At 32.3% G+C, this 17402-nt stretch carries 16 protein-coding genes; 5 read left to right on the top strand and 11 right to left on the bottom strand.

Annotated features, from left to right (window positions below; translation table 11 throughout):
* From ACFS5M_RS13925 to ACFS5M_RS13915, 3 genes are all read left to right on the top strand, one after another.
* The coding region (locus tag ACFS5M_RS13925) for a gliding motility-associated C-terminal domain-containing protein (protein ID WP_379899129.1) at positions 1-1663 on the top strand (1663 nt) is incomplete at its 5' end.
* 14 nt (positions 1664-1677) lie between these two features.
* Positions 1678-2610 carry a PorP/SprF family type IX secretion system membrane protein gene (locus ACFS5M_RS13920; protein WP_183489516.1) on the top strand — a complete coding sequence of 311 codons (933 nt, stop codon included), beginning with the start codon at positions 1678-1680 and terminating at the stop codon, positions 2608-2610.
* Between the two features lie 92 nt (positions 2611-2702).
* On the top strand, positions 2703-4619 hold the full coding sequence (locus ACFS5M_RS13915) for an OmpA family protein (protein WP_183489513.1): 1917 nt from the start codon (positions 2703-2705) through the stop codon (positions 4617-4619).
* 458 nt (positions 4620-5077) lie between these two features.
* Here ACFS5M_RS13915 and ACFS5M_RS13910 read toward each other — a convergent pair whose 3' ends face one another.
* On the bottom strand, positions 5078-5572 hold the full coding sequence (locus tag ACFS5M_RS13910; protein ID WP_183489511.1) for a CAP domain-containing protein: 495 nt from the start codon (positions 5570-5572) through the stop codon (positions 5078-5080).
* A gap of 166 nt (positions 5573-5738) precedes the next feature.
* Positions 5739-6386: a pyridoxamine 5'-phosphate oxidase gene (pdxH, locus tag ACFS5M_RS13905; protein WP_183489508.1), complete on the bottom strand. Its 648-nt coding sequence runs from the start codon at positions 6384-6386 to the stop codon at positions 5739-5741.
* A 75-nt stretch (positions 6387-6461) separates the two neighbouring features.
* On the opposite strand from pdxH, the gene ACFS5M_RS13900 reads away from it, so the two are divergent.
* Both ACFS5M_RS13900 and ACFS5M_RS13895 read left to right on the top strand, forming a co-directional pair.
* Entirely contained in the window at positions 6462-6890 is a 429-nt protein-coding gene (locus ACFS5M_RS13900; RefSeq protein WP_183489505.1) for an SRPBCC family protein, read from the top strand.
* A 52-nt stretch (positions 6891-6942) separates the two neighbouring features.
* Entirely contained in the window at positions 6943-7359 is a 417-nt protein-coding gene (locus ACFS5M_RS13895; protein WP_183489502.1) for a hypothetical protein, read from the top strand.
* Position 7360: 1 nt separating this feature from the next.
* Here ACFS5M_RS13895 and ACFS5M_RS13890 read toward each other — a convergent pair whose 3' ends face one another.
* The 9 genes from ACFS5M_RS13890 to lon form a co-directional block, all read right to left on the bottom strand.
* A complete protein-coding gene (locus ACFS5M_RS13890; RefSeq protein WP_183489498.1) occupies positions 7361-8266 on the bottom strand; it encodes a ribonuclease Z in 906 nt (301 codons plus the stop codon).
* Positions 8267-8348: 82 nt separating this feature from the next.
* Positions 8349-8681, bottom strand: coding sequence for a ribonuclease Z (locus ACFS5M_RS13885; RefSeq protein ID WP_183489495.1), 333 nt, complete (start codon positions 8679-8681; stop codon positions 8349-8351).
* 3 nt (positions 8682-8684) lie between these two features.
* Entirely contained in the window at positions 8685-9614 is a 930-nt protein-coding gene (locus tag ACFS5M_RS13880) for an aspartate carbamoyltransferase catalytic subunit (protein ID WP_183489492.1), read from the bottom strand.
* 3 nt (positions 9615-9617) lie between these two features.
* On the bottom strand, positions 9618-10157 hold the full coding sequence (pyrR, locus tag ACFS5M_RS13875; RefSeq protein ID WP_183489489.1) for a bifunctional pyr operon transcriptional regulator/uracil phosphoribosyltransferase PyrR: 540 nt from the start codon (positions 10155-10157) through the stop codon (positions 9618-9620).
* 130 nt (positions 10158-10287) lie between these two features.
* Entirely contained in the window at positions 10288-12156 is a 1869-nt protein-coding gene (rpsA, locus tag ACFS5M_RS13870; protein WP_183489486.1) for a 30S ribosomal protein S1, read from the bottom strand.
* 176 nt (positions 12157-12332) lie between these two features.
* Positions 12333-13028 carry a (d)CMP kinase gene (gene cmk / locus ACFS5M_RS13865; protein WP_183489484.1) on the bottom strand — a complete coding sequence of 232 codons (696 nt, stop codon included), beginning with the start codon at positions 13026-13028 and terminating at the stop codon, positions 12333-12335.
* Positions 13028-14053 (bottom strand): type IX secretion system protein PorQ, encoded by a 1026-nt coding sequence (gene porQ, locus ACFS5M_RS13860; protein WP_183489481.1) that lies wholly within the window; start codon positions 14051-14053, stop codon positions 13028-13030. The genes cmk and porQ overlap by 1 nt, the downstream gene beginning before the upstream one ends.
* A gap of 54 nt (positions 14054-14107) precedes the next feature.
* Positions 14108-14773 (bottom strand): LysM peptidoglycan-binding domain-containing protein, encoded by a 666-nt coding sequence (locus ACFS5M_RS13855; protein WP_183489478.1) that lies wholly within the window; start codon positions 14771-14773, stop codon positions 14108-14110.
* A 2-nt stretch (positions 14774-14775) separates the two neighbouring features.
* A complete protein-coding gene (gene lon / locus ACFS5M_RS13850; RefSeq protein ID WP_183489475.1) occupies positions 14776-17226 on the bottom strand; it encodes an endopeptidase La in 2451 nt (816 codons plus the stop codon).
* Between the last annotated feature and the right edge of the window lie 176 nt (positions 17227-17402).

Raw genomic sequence — 17402 nt, 5'->3', positions numbered from 1 at the left:
GTGGAATCAAGCTAATATTGATGCCTTAATGGTTTGTCCTGGTGATGACTGTGATATCGATGCAACTTATACAGTAACTTCTGATTATGACTTCAATAACTTAGATACATCTAATGCGTGTGGTGCTGGTGGTGCTCTACCTGTAACTTATACAGTGGCAGATGATTGTGGTAATGAAGCGACTATTACGGTTACTTTAACTTTAGAAGATTCTACTCCTCCAGACTTAACTGTTTGTACTGAGGTTGTTGATGAAACTTTAGAATGTAATGGATCAGATAATGAAGATATTGCTAATGAGTGGAATCAAGCTAATATTGATGCCTTAATGGTTTGTCCTGGTGATGACTGTGATATCGATGCAACTTATACCGTGACTTCTGATTATAACTTTACCAACCTAGTATCAACTTGTGGTCTTGGTGGTACGATTGCTGTCACTTATACAGTGGCAGACGATTGTGGCAATAACGCAAGTATAATGGCGACATTAACACTTGAAGATACAACACCTCCAGACTTAACTGTTTGTACTGAGGTTATTGATGAAACTTTAGAATGTAATGGATCAGATAATGAAGATATTGCTGATGCATGGAATCAAGCTAATATTGATGCCTTAACAGTTTGTCCAATTGATGGCTGTGATGCTGATGCAACATATGCTGTAACTTCTGATTATGACTTTAACAACCTAGTGTCAACTTGTGGTCTTGGTGGTACGATTGCTGTAACTTATACAGTGGCAGACGATTGTGGCAATAGCGCAAGTATAATGGCGACATTAACACTTGAAGATACAACACCTCCAGACTTATCTAGTTGTGACGTAACCGATGAAGTATTAGAATGTGATGGTGAAAACAATGAAGCTATTGCTGATGCTTGGAATGCAGCTAATATTGCAGCATTAGAAGCTTGTACATCTGATGGTTGTGACGCAGACTTTACTGGTCAAGTGACATCTGATTATGACTTTGGTAACTTAACATCTGCTCCTGGATTAGGAGGCATGTTAGATGTAGAATATACTATTACTGATGAGTGTGGTAATGAAACTGTTATATATGCAATGATGACACTACAAAACACTTCGGTTTCTGCAAATGACATCGCATTATGTAATGCTAGTCCAGAAGAAGCTCAGGTATTAGATTTATTCGACTTATTAGATGGTTACTATGATGATAGTGGTACTTGGGAAGTAATTGATGGTGATGCTACTATAAATGGTAGTTTATTTGATCCGCTTTCTGTTGATCTTGGATTCTACTCGTTCAGTTATACTGAAAACGATTCAGCTTGTCCAACTTATGTTGAAGTAACTGTTGAAGTACATGACAGATGTTTTGTATTAAACTGTAGTTTAGATAATGTAGATATTTCTAAAGCTGTAACACCTAATGGTGACCAATACAACGAATTCTTTGAAGTTGCTGGTATTGAGCTTTGTGGATATACAATAGATGTGAAATTATTTAATCGTTGGGGAGCATTAATTTATGAATCTCATGATTATCAAAACGATTGGAATGGAGCTGCTCATCAAAACTCTATTGGAGGAGCAAATACAGTTCCTGATGGAACATATTATTACATAGTGACTTTAAAAGACAGTGGAATAGATCCAATAAATGGATATATCTACGTAGGAACCAAATAAATATACTATAACCTATGAAACTTATTAAAAACTATATTGTAGCATTTGCTTTGCTAAGCTGTACGGTTGGAATTGCACAACAATTACCACAGTTTACGCAATATATGTATAACACAATAGCAATCAACCCTGCTTATGCAGGAAGTAGAGAAACACTAAGTGTAATCGGACTTCATAGAAGTCAATGGGTAGGCTTTAAAGGCGGACCTATTACTCAAACACTTACTGCTAATACACCATTAAGAAACGAAAAAATTGGTGTTGGTATATCATTCATTAATGATAAATTAGGTTACCAAAATTTCTCTTATTTATATGGCGATTTTTCGTATACTATAAATACCGGAGAAAAAACAAAGTTAGCTTTTGGTTTAAAAGCAGGATTTACTCAATATAGTTTGAGTAATGAGTTAAGAGGTGATGAACCTGATGATCCTTCGATATATGGTATTGAAGATCGCTGGAGCCCTAATATAGGTGTTGGTTTCTTTTGGCATAGTCAAAAATGGTATATTGGTTTATCTGCACCAAGAGTCTTAAATACAGATTATAATAAACAAGGAAACTCTAGTGGTGTTCAATATGAAGCTTTAGAACGTATTAGCTATTATTTTACAGGTGGTTATGTCTTCAATTTAAGCGATAATACAAAGTTTAAACCTGCGGCTTTAATAAAAGCTACAAATGGAGCACCTTTATCTTATGATATTACAGCCAATTTCTTATTTCATGAAAAACTTTGGTTGGGAGGATCCTACAGAATCAATAATTATACTTCTGCTTTAGGAGCTTTAGCAGATTTTCAAATTTCAAAACAATTAAGAATAGGTTATGCCTATGAATATCCTCTGTCAGATATAAATGACTATACAGGTGGTTCGCATGAAATTTTATTGATGTTTGAAGTATTTAAAATTAAACGTATCAAATCACCTAGATATTTCTAAAAGAATAGTAATAAATGAGTATTATATTAATTTCTAAACCATTGAAATTTTTATATACGAATGATTTCTAAATAATAAAAGACAACCTACAAATGAAAACAAAAGTTATATTATTAATTATAGCGCTTAGTACTACTGCACTATTTTCACAAGAAAATATAGCAGATAAATACTTTAGAGATTATGCGTATATAAAAGCAAGTGAACTCTATGAAGCTGCTGTAACTAAAGGAGATAGTAGTGAGCATGTCCTTACGCGATTAGGAGATTGCTATTACAATAATTCTAATTCTGAAAAAGCTGCGTTGTGGTATGGAAAAGCTGTAAATAAATACAAGAAAATTAACCCTGAATATATCTATAAATATATCCAATCTTTAAGAAGTATAGGCGATTATGAAGCTGCTAACACATGGCTTACTAAATTTAAAGAGTTGCAAACTAATGATAAACGTGCTGAAGAATTTGAAGTAATGGACCTTTCTAAATATGAAGAACTATCTTCTACTGAAGGAAAATACATAAAGTTTTCTGCCGTAGGAATTAATACAGAATACTCTGAATTTGGTGGTTATGTTCATGATGGAAAATACTATTTCGCATCTACTAAAATTTCAGACGAAAATGGAAAAGCAAAAGTTTATAAATGGAACGAAGAGCCATTCCTTGACATATTTGTAGCAGATATTAATGAAGGCGATGAAGCAGAAATTGAAAACGCTAAGTCTATTTCTGATGAAATTAATACCGAATTTCATGAAGCTACTGTAGCAATTACTGAAGATGGCCAAACTATATATTTTACTAGAGATAATATCAATAAAAGAAATAAACTAGCATCTGATAAAGATGGTACTACACATTTAAAACTTTATAGTGCAAGTCGTTCTGGTGAGAGTTGGAAAGATGTTGTAGAACTTCCTTTTAATGATAAAGTGCACTCTACTGGTCACCCAGCCTTAAGTGTTGATAACAAAACCTTATACTTTGTGTCTGATCGTGAAGGTGGCCTTGGAGAAACAGATATTTACAGTGTAGAAATTAAAGGTGATGGCGAATATGGTGAACCTCAAAATTTAGGACCAAAAATTAATACTCCTGGTAGAGAAATGTTTCCATTTGTTGCTAAAGATAGTACGCTATATTTTTCTTCTGATGGTCATATCAATTTAGGTTTATTAGATGTCTTTAAATCTAATATTATAAAAGATGAAAACGCAAACCCTGAAAACTTAGGTGCGCCTTTTAATAGTAGATTTGATGATTTTGCATTTTTTATTGATTCAGAAAAAGATACAGGATTTATCTCATCAAATAGAGCTGATGGTAGTGGTGGTGATGATATTTATCAATTCAGTTCATTTAAATGTAAGCAAAGTATTAAAGGTGTGGTAAAAGATAAGATTAGTCTATTACCTCTTCCAGAAGCTACTGTAAAATTACTAGACGAAAATGGTAAAGTCCTTGAAGAAATTACGGCTAACGAGCTTGGTGAATACAAATTTGATGTTGATTGTGAAAAGAAATATATTTTGATTGGTAGTAAAGAGGACTATAGAGATGATCAAAAAGAAATTGAAACTTCTAATGTTGCTGATGAAGAGCAAGTACAGGATTTAATTTTAACGCCTTTTATTGTCAATAATGAAATTGTAATTAACCCTATTTTCTTTGATTACGACAAATCGAATATTAGAACTGATGCTGCTTACGAACTAGAAAACATAGTAACAATTATGAATAATCATCCAAAAATGATTATTAAAATTGAAGCTCATACAGATAGTCGTGGACGTGATGCTTACAATGAAAAATTATCAGACAAGCGCGCAAAATCTACTAGAGACTATATCATATCTAGAGGCATTTCGGCAAACAGATTAGAAAGTGCTATAGGTTATGGTGAAAAGCAATTACTTAATGAATGTTCAAATGGTGTGAAATGCTCTGAAGCTAAGCATCAAGAGAACAGAAGATCTAAATTTATTATTACCAATGATTATAGATAAAGTATAAGGTGCTAGTGTTAATTCAAAGTTTATAAAACTTCCCTAACAGCATCATATACTTAAAAAGCCACTCTTAGGAGTGGCTTTTGCTTTTTATACATAGCATCATTTTATAATAGTCTATTTTATACTTAATCTAATACTTTATAGTGTACTCTACTATTTTTAAACACTTAATCAATTACTAAATACTTCAGTTTAAGATAATGACACATCTTAATATGGATACATCATGAAATTCTAAGTTCACTAATACCTAAACTAACTTCGCATAGAATAAACATCTGATGGTATATGATAAACGCAAATAATATCATCTAGATCATAAATAATATAAACTTATAGAAGCCTATAATAAAGCTTATACATCAATGATATAACAAACCTTTATAAGTTTATGCTAAATTAAAAAGCCACTCATTGAGTGGCTTTAATTAAATATATAATTGTGCTATTAATTATTTCTTAATAAAGATATTAGTAAAATACCAATAACCATCAGCATCTTGCTCTGCAGAGATATCAAAATGTGTATAATCGCCTTCTATAGCATCTCTATGGCTATCACTAGCAATCCAAGCAGCAACAACAGAGCTTGCAGTGCTATAACCATAAGCTACATTTTCAGACACCTTTCTTGCTCCAGCGTTAGCTGTTAAAAAGTTTCTTCTATTCGTAAAATTATCATGAGAAATATTACTATTCTGAATCATATAATCAGTATGATCAAAAGCTTGAGATTTAATCACTCCTAAATCAGTAAGAGGGTTTAAACCAGCGCTTAATCTATAATCATTAATAAGTTCAAGAATTTCAACTTCAATAACTTTGGTTTCAGGAACTACATAGTCATTGTTTACATTCTGTGCTTTATCGTCTATGCTATCTGTTGAACATGAAGATAAAAAAATTACAAATAATGCCAATACAGGCAACAACGTAGAGGGTTTCATAAGTAGGTTTATTTAGATTTGGGATTATAAATATACCAACCAAGTGAAAACAATATGTTAATAAAATGTTAAAATCGATAAAAAGCATGCGTTTTGTCGATTTTTAATACAGATAATCGATGAAATGCACTTTTTATGACATTTTTAGTGTATTTAATCGATGAAATTAAGGAGATAAACGGTTTTTGTTCCAATTAAAGGATGAATCAAGCTTATAGTGAATTCTATCATGTAGGCGATTGGCTCGACCTTGCCAAAACTCAATTTCAACAGGTTTAACAATATAACCTCCCCAAAAATCTGGACGAGGAATGTCTTTCCCCTCAAAATCATGCTCTAATTGTTTTAACTTATCTTCAAGTTCTGCTCTTGAGTGAATTGGCTGACTCTGATTTGAAACTATAGCACCTAGTTGACTTCCTCTTGGTCTAGATTCAAAATAACCATCACTAAGGTTTTTTGAAATTTTTTCAGCCTTTCCTTTTATAATAATTTGTCGTTCTGCGCCATGCCAGAAAAAGGATAGACATACATTTGGGTTTGCGTCTATAGCATTCCCTTTTTCACTTAAGTAATTTGTATAAAAAATAAAGCCTTCATAAGTGAATTTTTTTAATAGTACTACTCTACCCTTAGGAAAGCCATCTAAACCCATAGTTGACAAGGTCATCGCATTCGTCTCATCGATAGGAAAATGAGTATCAACCTCATAAAACCATTTTTGAAATAATTCCATTGGATTCTCTGGAACATCTTTTAATAAAAGAGCTCCTTTTTCATAAGATTTTCTATAATTTCCTAAGTCGTTTTCCATAGCATGCAATTTACAAGTTTTTAAAATTAAATAGAATATGATTATTTAATTAACTTTATAGAAACTATTTATTTTATGAAATTTACTTGCTCAACAGACATTAATGCTCCAAGAGATAAAGTCGTATCTATATTCCTTAACCCTGAAAAACAACATCATTTTCAAGACGGATTTATTAGTAAAGAACTTTTAAGTGGAACCCTTAACACAGTTGGAGCACAATCAAAAATGACTTATAAAAAATTAGAACTTCTTGAAACCATACAGATAAATAAGCTTCCAAATGAATTTCAAGGTTTATATGAGCATAAACATACTACGAATACTATGAATGTGAAATTCATCCCATTAAGTGACGAAAAGACGCGTTATGTTTCAGAAATACACTACATAAAATTTAATGGTTTTATAATCAATTTAATGGTAAAGTTATTCCCTAAACTATTTAAAAATCAAGTCAATAAATGGATGTTTCAGTTTAAAAGGTATGTCGAAAGTGAATAGAATTTGTTTATTAAATCAAATTATGTAACTTCACTGTCCCTAAACTACCCTAATGAAATTCGAAGAATCTGCCCTTAGCAACCAATATCCATTTACAAAAATAACTCTTGATTTTGGTGAATTTTATCTCTTTGAAAAATTTGTCATTGCTGAAATGAATTATGGCATTCATCTAAGCTGGTCTAAAATTAAAGAAGCGATTAAAGTCATTTTGTTACATTATGGTGAAAACTATAAAATTGGATATATTTCTAATAAGACAAACTCATATTCTTTTGAACCTAACCTTTGGAGTAAGTTTTTTGAAAACTACGATTTTATCATTGCTAGTGCAACAGTTTATTATTCAGATTTAAACTATATAAACGCAACTCTAGAAAAGCAGTTTTCTTCAAAAAGTGTTAAACGTGCTGATTCTCTTGAGGAAGCTGTTTCTTGGATTTTAAATTTAGATGAGTTTAAAGAATAAGCTAAAACTCAAACGTTTTGCCATCTTCCGCAAGTTCAACATTTTTAAATATTGTTAAGGCTTCAGTTTTAAAGTCCACTAAATTATCATATCGAGTAGAATAATGTCCAAGTATTAATTGGCCAACATTAGCCTTTTTAGCAATCATTGCTGCTTGTTTTGCTGTACTATGCTTGGTAGGTTGAGCTAAACTTTCATTTTTATCTAAAAAAGTAGATTCATGATATAAGACATCTACATTTTGAATTATTGGTATAATTGCTTCAGAATAAGCTGTATCACTACAAAAAGCATAACTCTTAGGTGGATTTGCAGGAAGCGTAACACTTTCATTCATAATTAAAACATCATCTTCATTAACTACATCATGACCTTGTTTTAATTTTCTATAATAGGCCACATTAATATTTGCTTTTTCAGCTTCAGTGATATCTAATTTACGTTCGCCTTTTTTTTCTTTAAATAAAAAGCCATTAGTATATACACGATGATCTAAAGGAATTGTATGCACTTCTACCTTATTATCTTCAAAAATTAATTCAGATGTTTTTGAGTTTAATTCATGAAAAATAAGCTTATAATTAGTCCAAGAATTTGCTAATTTCATTTGAAGCGTAACCACTTCTTTTAATCCTTTAGGTGCATAAATATGCAAATCGGTTTCACGAGTTAATAATCTGAATGTCGAAATTAATCCGACTAATCCAAAAAAATGATCACCATGTAAATGTGAAATAAAAATATGTTTAATTCGATTAAACTTAATTTTATGTTTCCGCAATTGTACTTGAGTGCCTTCGCCACAGTCAATTAAAAACATGTGATTATTGATGTCTAGAACTTGAGCAGTAGGATTGGTGTTTACTCTTGGTGTCGCACTATAACAGCCTAAAATGCTTAGTTTCATTTAGTTTTGTAACGTTGAAAAGTTATATGTTGTATAAGTCGCTAACTAAAATGCCAAACGACTCAGCAGTTAAACATGGATATTAGAACCCTAAATCGCGTTCTATATCTTCCATTTCGATGATGTCGTATGCTTCTTGTATCGTTGGAACGACTACTATTTCATCTGGAGTTATATCCAAATCAATTTTATCTGTTACAATTACAAACGAGTGTTTCGCCTTTCTATGAGTATTAGATATTTGAAGAAATTCAACAATGTCTTCCAACAGGATGGGCTTTAAACTCGTTAAGTTAACAATAATATTATCGTTCTTAAAACGATCATATAATACATCTAATTTTTTAACTAGCTCTATAATAGAAGCTTTCTCTTGAGTAATAATAGAAATATTTCCGTCTTTATCAAAAATCATAATTTACTGTTTTATTTTTGAAGCTAATAAATAAATTACTGCCATCCTAATGGCAACACCATTTTGTACTTGATCTAAAATAATGGCTTGTTTAGAATCGGCAACATCGCTAGTAATTTCTACACCACGATTTATAGGTCCAGGATGCATGATGGTTATTTCTTTATCTAAAGCATCTAATAAAGCCTTATCGACTCCAAACTGTTGTGTGTATTCTCTAGTCGTAGGGAAATAACTCACATCCATGCGTTCATTTTGTACTCGAAGCATGTTGGCAACATCACACCAATTTAGTGCTTTACGTAAATTAGTTTCTACTTTTACACCTAGCTTATCTATATGTTTTGGAATGAGTGTTTTAGGTCCACAGACCATCACATTAGCACCTTGTAATTGTAATGCAAATATGTTGGATAAGGCCACTCGACTATGTAATATATCACCAACAATCACGACGTTTTTTCCTTTAACTTCTCCAAGTCGTTCTCGAATAGAATAAGAATCTAATAAAGCTTGTGTAGGATGTTCATGTGCTCCATCTCCAGCATTAATGATACTTGCGTTTACATGCTTAGATAAAAAGACACCAGCTCCAGGGTTTGGATGACGCATAACTACCATATCTACTTTCATCGATAGGATATTGTTTACAGTATCAATTAATGTTTCTCCTTTTTTTACTGAAGACTGAGAAGCTGAAAAATTAATAACATCTGCAGACAAGCGTTTTTCAGCAAGTTCAAAAGACAATTTGGTTCTTGTAGAGTTTTCAAAAAACAGATTAGCAATCGTAATATCACGCAGCGAAGGCACTTTTTTAATTGGTCTGTTAATCACTTCTTTAAAATGATCAGCAGTTTCAAAAATGAGTTGTATATCTTGTTTGTTAAGATATTTAATTCCTAATAAGTGGTTGACACTTAATTCGCTCATAGTTTAATTATTAATTAAATACACTGAATCTTCACCATCATTTTCAGTCCAATTGACTTTTACTTTTTCTTCGTTAATAGCATCTACTTGTCGTCCTCTATAATCTGGTTGAATAGGTAAATGTCTACTAAATCGTCTATCAATTAACGTTAATAATTCAATTTCCTTAGGTCGTCCAAACGACTGAATTGCAGTAAGTGCAGCACGAATGCTTCGTCCAGTATATAAAACATCATCGATAAAGACTACTTTTTTATTATCTACAATACAATCCATTTCAGTAGAATTTGCTTCGAGTGGTTTTTCGCTTCTTCTAAAATCGTCACGATAGAATGTAATATCTAAATGACCTAATTTTAAATTCTTTATTTTATAATCGTTTTCAAGTAGTGACACTAAACGGTTAGCTAAGTATTTTCCTCGAGGTTGAATACCAATTAAAACTGTATTTGTAAAGTCGTTATGATTTTCAATAAGTTGACAAGCCAATCGATGAAGAATGATGTTAATGGCTTTTGCGTTAAGTAACACTTTCTGACTCATAAAATATCCAAACGTATTTGGAGGACAAAGTTAAACTAAAATTTTAGAAGTTAAAAGGTAATTGAATAGATTAGAAACAAAAAAGCCTTTCATTTCTGAAAGGCTTTAGTTTTATAAATAGTTTGGAAACTTATTTTTTTCCGTCTAATTTATCTTTAAGTGCTTGTAAAGCTTCATTAGCATCACCTAAAGTTGGTTTAGCCTCTGCAGCTTGACTTGCAGCTTTCTTAACAGCTTCTTTTACATTTTTGATTTCTTCTTCTCTAAAGATTGCAGTATGAGAAGCTACTACTCTTTTAAATTCTTTATTAAATTCGATAATCTTAAATTCAGCTGATTCGCCTTTCTTCAGTTTTTTACCATCTTCTTTTTCAAGGTGACGTGAAGGCACAAAAGCAACGATATCTTCGTTAAATTCAATAGTTGCTCCTTTATCTACAACTTCAGCAATTTCTGCTGTATGCACTGTATCTAAAGCAAATTCAGTTTCGTATTTATCCCAAGGATTTTCAGTAGTTTGTTTGTGACCTAAAGATAATTTACGTCCTTCAACATCTAATTCAAGAACCACAACATCTAACTTATCGCCTACATTTGTAAACTCACTAGGATGCTTAATTTTCTTAGTCCAAGATAAATCTGAGATATAAATTAATCCGTCAATACCTTCTTCTAATTCAACAAAAACACCAAAGTTTGTAAAGTTACGAACTGTTCCAGTATGTTTAGAACCTACAGGATATTTTGAGGTAATATCTGTCCATGGATCTGGAGCTAATTGCTTGATACCAAGCGACATTTTACGATCTTCTCTATCTAAAGTTAAGATTTGAGCTTCAATAACATCACCTACAGAAACGAAATCTTGAGCAGAACGTAAATGCGTTGACCAAGACATTTCACTCACGTGAACTAAGCCTTCAACACCTTCAGCAACTTCAATAAATGCACCGTAATCTGCAATGACTACAACTTTACCTTTTACTTTGTCACCAACTTTCACTTCTTCTCCTAAGGCATCCCAAGGATGTTTAGATAATTGTTTAAGACCTAATTGGATTCTAGATTTGTTTTCATCAAAATCAAGAATTACAACATTAAGTTTTTGGTCTAATTCAACAATTTCGTTCGGATGATTAATACGAGACCATGAAAGATCTGTAATATGAATTAATCCGTCTACACCACCAAGATCAATAAATACTCCATAAGACGTAATGTTTTTAACTACACCTTCTAAAACTTGACCTTTTTCTAATTGACCAATAATTTCTTTCTTTTGTATTTCAATATCAGCTTCAATTAAAGCTTTATGAGATACGACTACGTTTTTAAATTCGTGATTTATTTTCACAACTTTAAATTCCATAGTTTTATTGACGTACTGATCGTAATCTCTAATTGGTTTAACATCAATTTGCGAACCTGGTAAGAATGCTTCAATACCAAATACATCTACAATCATTCCACCTTTAGTTCTACATTTTACAAAACCGTTAACGATTTCTCCAGTATCATGTGCATTATTCACACGATCCCAAGCTTTAATTACTCTAGCTTTTCTGTGAGATAATACTAATTGTCCTGTTGCGTCTTCACGTACATCAATTAATACTTCAACTTTATCACCAACTTTTAAGTCAGGATTGTAACGAAATTCGTTTAATGAGATAACGCCTTCAGATTTTGCGTTAATGTCTATAATAGCATCACGATCTGTAATATGAATCACTTCACCTTCAACAACTTCGTCATCTAAAGTATCAACGAAATTTTCTGCTACTAATTTTTCAAATTCTTTTAATTGAGAATCTTCAACTTCATCAATACCTTCTTGGTAGTTATGCCAATTGAAATCTTTTAAGAATTTTTCTGGATTTGCTTGTGCTTCAGAGACTTCTGGAGCTTTAGTTTCTACTGCTGTTTCAGTTGCTACTGGAGCTTCAACAGTTGTTGCTTCAGTTGCTTCAACTTCCGCTTTTTTTGCTTTTTCAGCCATGTGCTGATTTAAAATTTGTATTCTGTATGATTTCGGAAGATGTAAAGCGAGGCACACAGAAGTGTTAAAAATTGTTCTTTTTATTCCTTTTATCTTTCCGACTATTCGCTAAAAGGAGTGCAAAAATACAATTATATTTTTGAATGCCAAATGTTTATTAAGTGAAAATGAAGGATTTATTCAGTGTCTTCTATAGCCATAGCAACTAATTGTAGTACTTTTTCTAGTTGCTGGTCTAAAGTTAAATTTGAATTATCTATTTCTATGGCGTCTTCGGCTTTAACTAAAGGTGAATCTTTTCTATGAGAATCTATATAATCTCGCTCTTGCACATTGTGTAAAACGTCTACATACTTAACTTTATCTCCTCGATTAATAAGCTCTTGAAATCGGCGTTCTGCTCTAACTTCAGCAGAAGCAGTCATAAATATTTTTAATTCGGCATAAGGAAAAACAACAGTTCCAATATCACGACCATCCATAACCACACCAACATCTTTACCCAAGAGCTGTTGCTGTTTTACTAGTTGATAACGAACTTCTGGAATGGTTGCTACTTGACTAACAAAACTGGAAACTTCCATTGTTCTAATGAGTTTTTCAACGTTTTTTCCATTTAAATATACTTCAGCAAACCCTAAATCTTTATTAAAGGTAAAACTGATGTTTACTTCTGGTAAACTTGAAACTAGACCTTCAATATCAAAGTGATTTTCATCAATGAAATTATTTTGCATAGCGTACAATGTTACTGCACGATACATCGCTCCTGAATCTACATAAACATAGCCTAAATGATTCGCAACTTGCTTTGCAACAGTACTTTTACCTGTTGAGGAAAATCCGTCTATAGCAATTGTAATGTTCTTCATTAGTAGTTATCTAAATCAATCTGTAAACCAAAAAAGTTAGCGTTTGCAGCAGATGTATATTTTGCGTGTGTATAACTAAAGCGCATTCTATTTATCTTTAAAGATATTCCTGCTGATATTCCTGAAAAATTACGTTGATCTATGATTCTTAGCTCTTCTGATCTTCTAAAGTTATAGCCAACTCTTATTTGAAAACCTCCTTCTGGAAACAACTCTGCGCCAATTATGGTGTGGCGTAAAACTTGATTAAAAAAGCCTACTTTTTCTTGGGTTTGATTGCCTTCTAAATCTGTTTCAGCTCTAGCTGGATTTGGGCTTCCTATTGGCCATTTTTGTAAGTTCTCAAAAGTTAGATGCCAACGAACTGGCACATTCTCTAAGGTTTGAGACATTCCAAAATCGACTTCAAAAGGTAAAGGTTCATTTTGACCAGCATAGGTTTTTATTTGCGTTCCGAAATTTCTAACAACGAGTGTCGCTTGAAATTCAATATCTTCATTAATATATAGTAGTCCAGCATCTACTGCTACACCAAAAGAATTATATTGTTCTAACGTAGAAGTAATAAATTTAAGGTTTCCACCTAAATAAAAGTCAGAGTATCCTATTTGTCGTGCATGACCAATAGACAAAGCGGCTTCACTTCCAGTAAAAGAGCCTGTTTCTAAGCCTTGCTCATCATAGCCATCAAATTGTCCGTAATTAATATAGGTCATTCCAATATGAAACGTTTGGTTACGTCTATCGTAAGTATATCCGTAAGCTGCGGTTCCATAATTTATTCCTCCTAAATAACTAGAATAGTTAACTGCCAACTGGTTATCCATATCTAAATTAATCGTCGATGGATTATAAATGGCTTGAGTTACATCATAATCAACATTGGTAAGCACTTTTCCTCCAAGTGCAGCTTGACGAGGCGAAGAGACTAAATTCAGAAATTGATACGTGGTTTCACCTCCTAATTGTGCATAAGAAGACATCATAAAGATGAGGCAAAAACAAGTAAAAAAATTCTTTTTCATAAAGATGCAAAGTAACTAAATCTAACTTAAAACGTCGTTATGCAATAAATATTTTTATTTAAGCTTTAGCTTTTGACCAATACTTAAATTATTTGAAGTCAGATTGTTTACTTTCATCAAAGTTTCTACAGTAATATTATGTTTTTTGGCAATGTTGTATAAGTTATCACCTTTGACCACAGTGTGGAAATTTGCGTCATTATTTTCTGGTTCCACCTGTTGAGTATTTATGTTTTGAGTTGAACTCATTGGTGCTCTATTAGGAGGTGCTGCATCTAAACCTGTTGGTGTTTGCCCTGGATTTAATCTGGCAATAATTTTAGGCTCTTCTTGACTAATAACAGGGCTGCTTGATTCGACTACAATTTTTTTAATGATTTTTAATTCTTGACCAATACTTAATTTAGTAGTAGTCAAGTTATTTTGTGTCATTAATTCGTCTTGATTTAAGCCGTATTTTTTTGCAATCTTCGAAATATTTTCTCTTTTAGCTACTGTATGAATCTTGATGTCTGTATAAATGACACCAGCATCTGTAGTCTTAAGCATAGATACGTCTGTATCAGCATGGCTTCTATATACGTACTCTCCAGTTTTAGTTGATAAGAACGCCTCTTTTCCTTCTAAATTTATAGGAAGAAATTCATCTCCAATTTCTGCCTCTTGAGAAAAAGAGTGAACTGAAATAAAACACAATAAAAAAAACAATACAGACCTCATGGTTATAATTTTTTATAATTCTTCACTTTTGAATTAGTAACAGCAATATCGATAACATCTTTCATATCAGAAACATAATGAAAGGTTAAACCTTTTAAATATTCTGGCTTAATTTCTTCAATATCACGTCTATTCTCTTCGCAAAGTAATATTTCTTTTATTCTTGCACGTTTTGCAGCCAATATTTTTTCTTTTATTCCACCAACTGGTAAAACTTTCCCACGTAAGGTAATTTCTCCAGTCATTGCTAAACTTTTCTTCACTTTCTTTTGGGTAAATAAAGACACTAAAGACGTTAACATAGTCACTCCTGCACTTGGACCATCTTTTGGAGTAGCCCCTTCTGGCACATGAATATGTACATTATATTTATCAAAAACATCAGGATTTACGCCTAATGCATCTGCATTAGCTTTAATATACTCCATAGCTATAGTTGCAGACTCTTTCATGACTTTTCCTAGATTACCAGTAATAGTCATGGTTCCTTTTCCTTTAGAAAGGATGGATTCAATAAACAAAATATCGCCTCCTACTCTAGTCCATGCTAATCCAGTAACTACTCCAGCTACATTATTATTTTCGTATTTATCACGCTCTAATTTTGGACCACCAAGTACTTCAATAATAGCTTCATTAGACACTTTTATGTCATACGCTTCTTCCATCGCAATGTTTTTAGCAGCATATCGAACCATTTTGGCAATTTGCTTTTCTAAACCACGAACTCCAGATTCTCGAGTATAGCCTTCAACTATTTTTTCTAATTGAGGTTTACCTATTTTTAATTCTTTTTCGGTTAAACCATGCTCTTTTAATTGTTTAGGAAGCAAATGACGTTTTGCTATTTCAACTTTTTCTTCAATAGTATAACCAGTAACATTAATAATTTCCATTCTGTCACGTAAAGCAGGCTGAATGGTTGATAAACTATTAGATGTTGCTATAAACATAACCTTAGAAAGGTCGAAGCCCATTTCTAAAAAGTTATCATAAAACTCGCTATTCTGCTCAGGATCTAACACCTCTAACATTGCAGAAGAAGGATCACCTTGATGAGAGTTAGACAATTTATCAATTTCATCTAATACAAAGACAGGATTAGCAGTTCCTGCTTTCTTTAAACTCTGAAGGATACGTCCAGGCATAGCCCCAATATAGGTTTTTCTATGACCACGAATTTCAGCCTCATCGCGTAAACCACCAAGAGACATACGCACATATTCTCTACCTAAAGCTTCGGCAATAGATTTTCCAAGTGAGGTTTTTCCAACACCTGGAGGACCATAAAGACAAAGAATTGGCGACTTCATATCGTTACGTAGCTTTATGACAGCTAAGTGTTCGATAATTCTTCGCTTCACATCATCAAGTCCATAATGATCGCGATTTAAAATTTTCTTAGCACGTTTTAAATCGAATTTATCTTTACTAAAATCATTCCAAGGCAAGTCTAAAAATAAATCCAAATAATTGCGCTGAATCGAATACTCGGCAACTTGCGGATTCATACGTTGCATTTTAGCGACTTCCTTATTGAAATGTTTAGCCACTTTTTCGTCCCATTTTTTATCCTTAGCACGCGCCATCATTTCTTCAATTTCTTCATCATGATTCACTCCTCCAAGTTCCTCTTGAATTGTTTTCATTTGTTGATGCAAGAAATATTCACGTTGTTGTTGATTCATATCGCTTTGAACCTTTAACTGAATATCGTTTTTAAGTTCAAGCTTTTGAAACTCAACATTCATGTACTTTAAGGTTTGTAAAGCACGTTGTTTGAGGTCGTTATTTTCTAATAAGCTCTGCTTTTCCTTCACAGATAAATTCATATTAGAAGACACAAAGTTTATTAAAAATGAATTGCTTTCAATATTTTTAATGGCAAAAGATGCTTCGCTAGGAATATTTGGGCTATCCTTAATAATCTGTAAAGCTAAATCTTTAATTGAGTCTATAATTGCATCAAACTCTTTATTACTTGTTGCAGGACGAGCTTCAGGAACTTCACGAATGGTCGCATTCATGTAAGGTTCTTCTGTGATTACTTCGGCAACTTTAAAACGTTTTTTTCCTTGAATAATAACAGTAGTATTACCATCAGGCATTTTAAGAACTCTTAGAATTCTAGCTACAGTGCCTGTTTCATGAATATCATTTGCTTTAGGGTTTTCTACAGTTTCATCCTTTTGAGAAACAACTCCAATAACTTTATTTCCTTTATTAGCATCATTGATAAGTTTTATAGATTTATCTCTTCCTGCTGTAATAGGAATTACAACACCAGGAAATAAAACCGTATTTCTAAGTGAAAGAATTGGTAGTGTTTCAGGTAACGTTTCATTATTTATTTCTTCTTCATCTTCAGGAGTCATTAAAGGAATTAACTCTGAATTTTCATCAAAATCCTGTAATGACAAACTGTCAAGGCTTAGTAAACTAGACTTTTTCATATATATAATTAAGTCATTATGTCACGAACTATAGACGCAAAATAATGATTTAGGGTTAAAATTATTAATAATATTTTATTTATTTAAATGACAATCAGCAAGTTATCAACATTTACTGATTAAACATCTACAGTAATAAAGTCAATTAATATGCCAATGCTTTTAAATTCATTGAA

The organism is Lacinutrix iliipiscaria, assembly GCF_042686125.1.
Classification (GTDB): Bacteria; Bacteroidota; Bacteroidia; order Flavobacteriales; family Flavobacteriaceae; genus Oceanihabitans; species Oceanihabitans iliipiscarium.
Note: the sequence above shows the minus strand (reverse complement) of the source record. Positions and strands in the feature narration are given on the sequence as shown.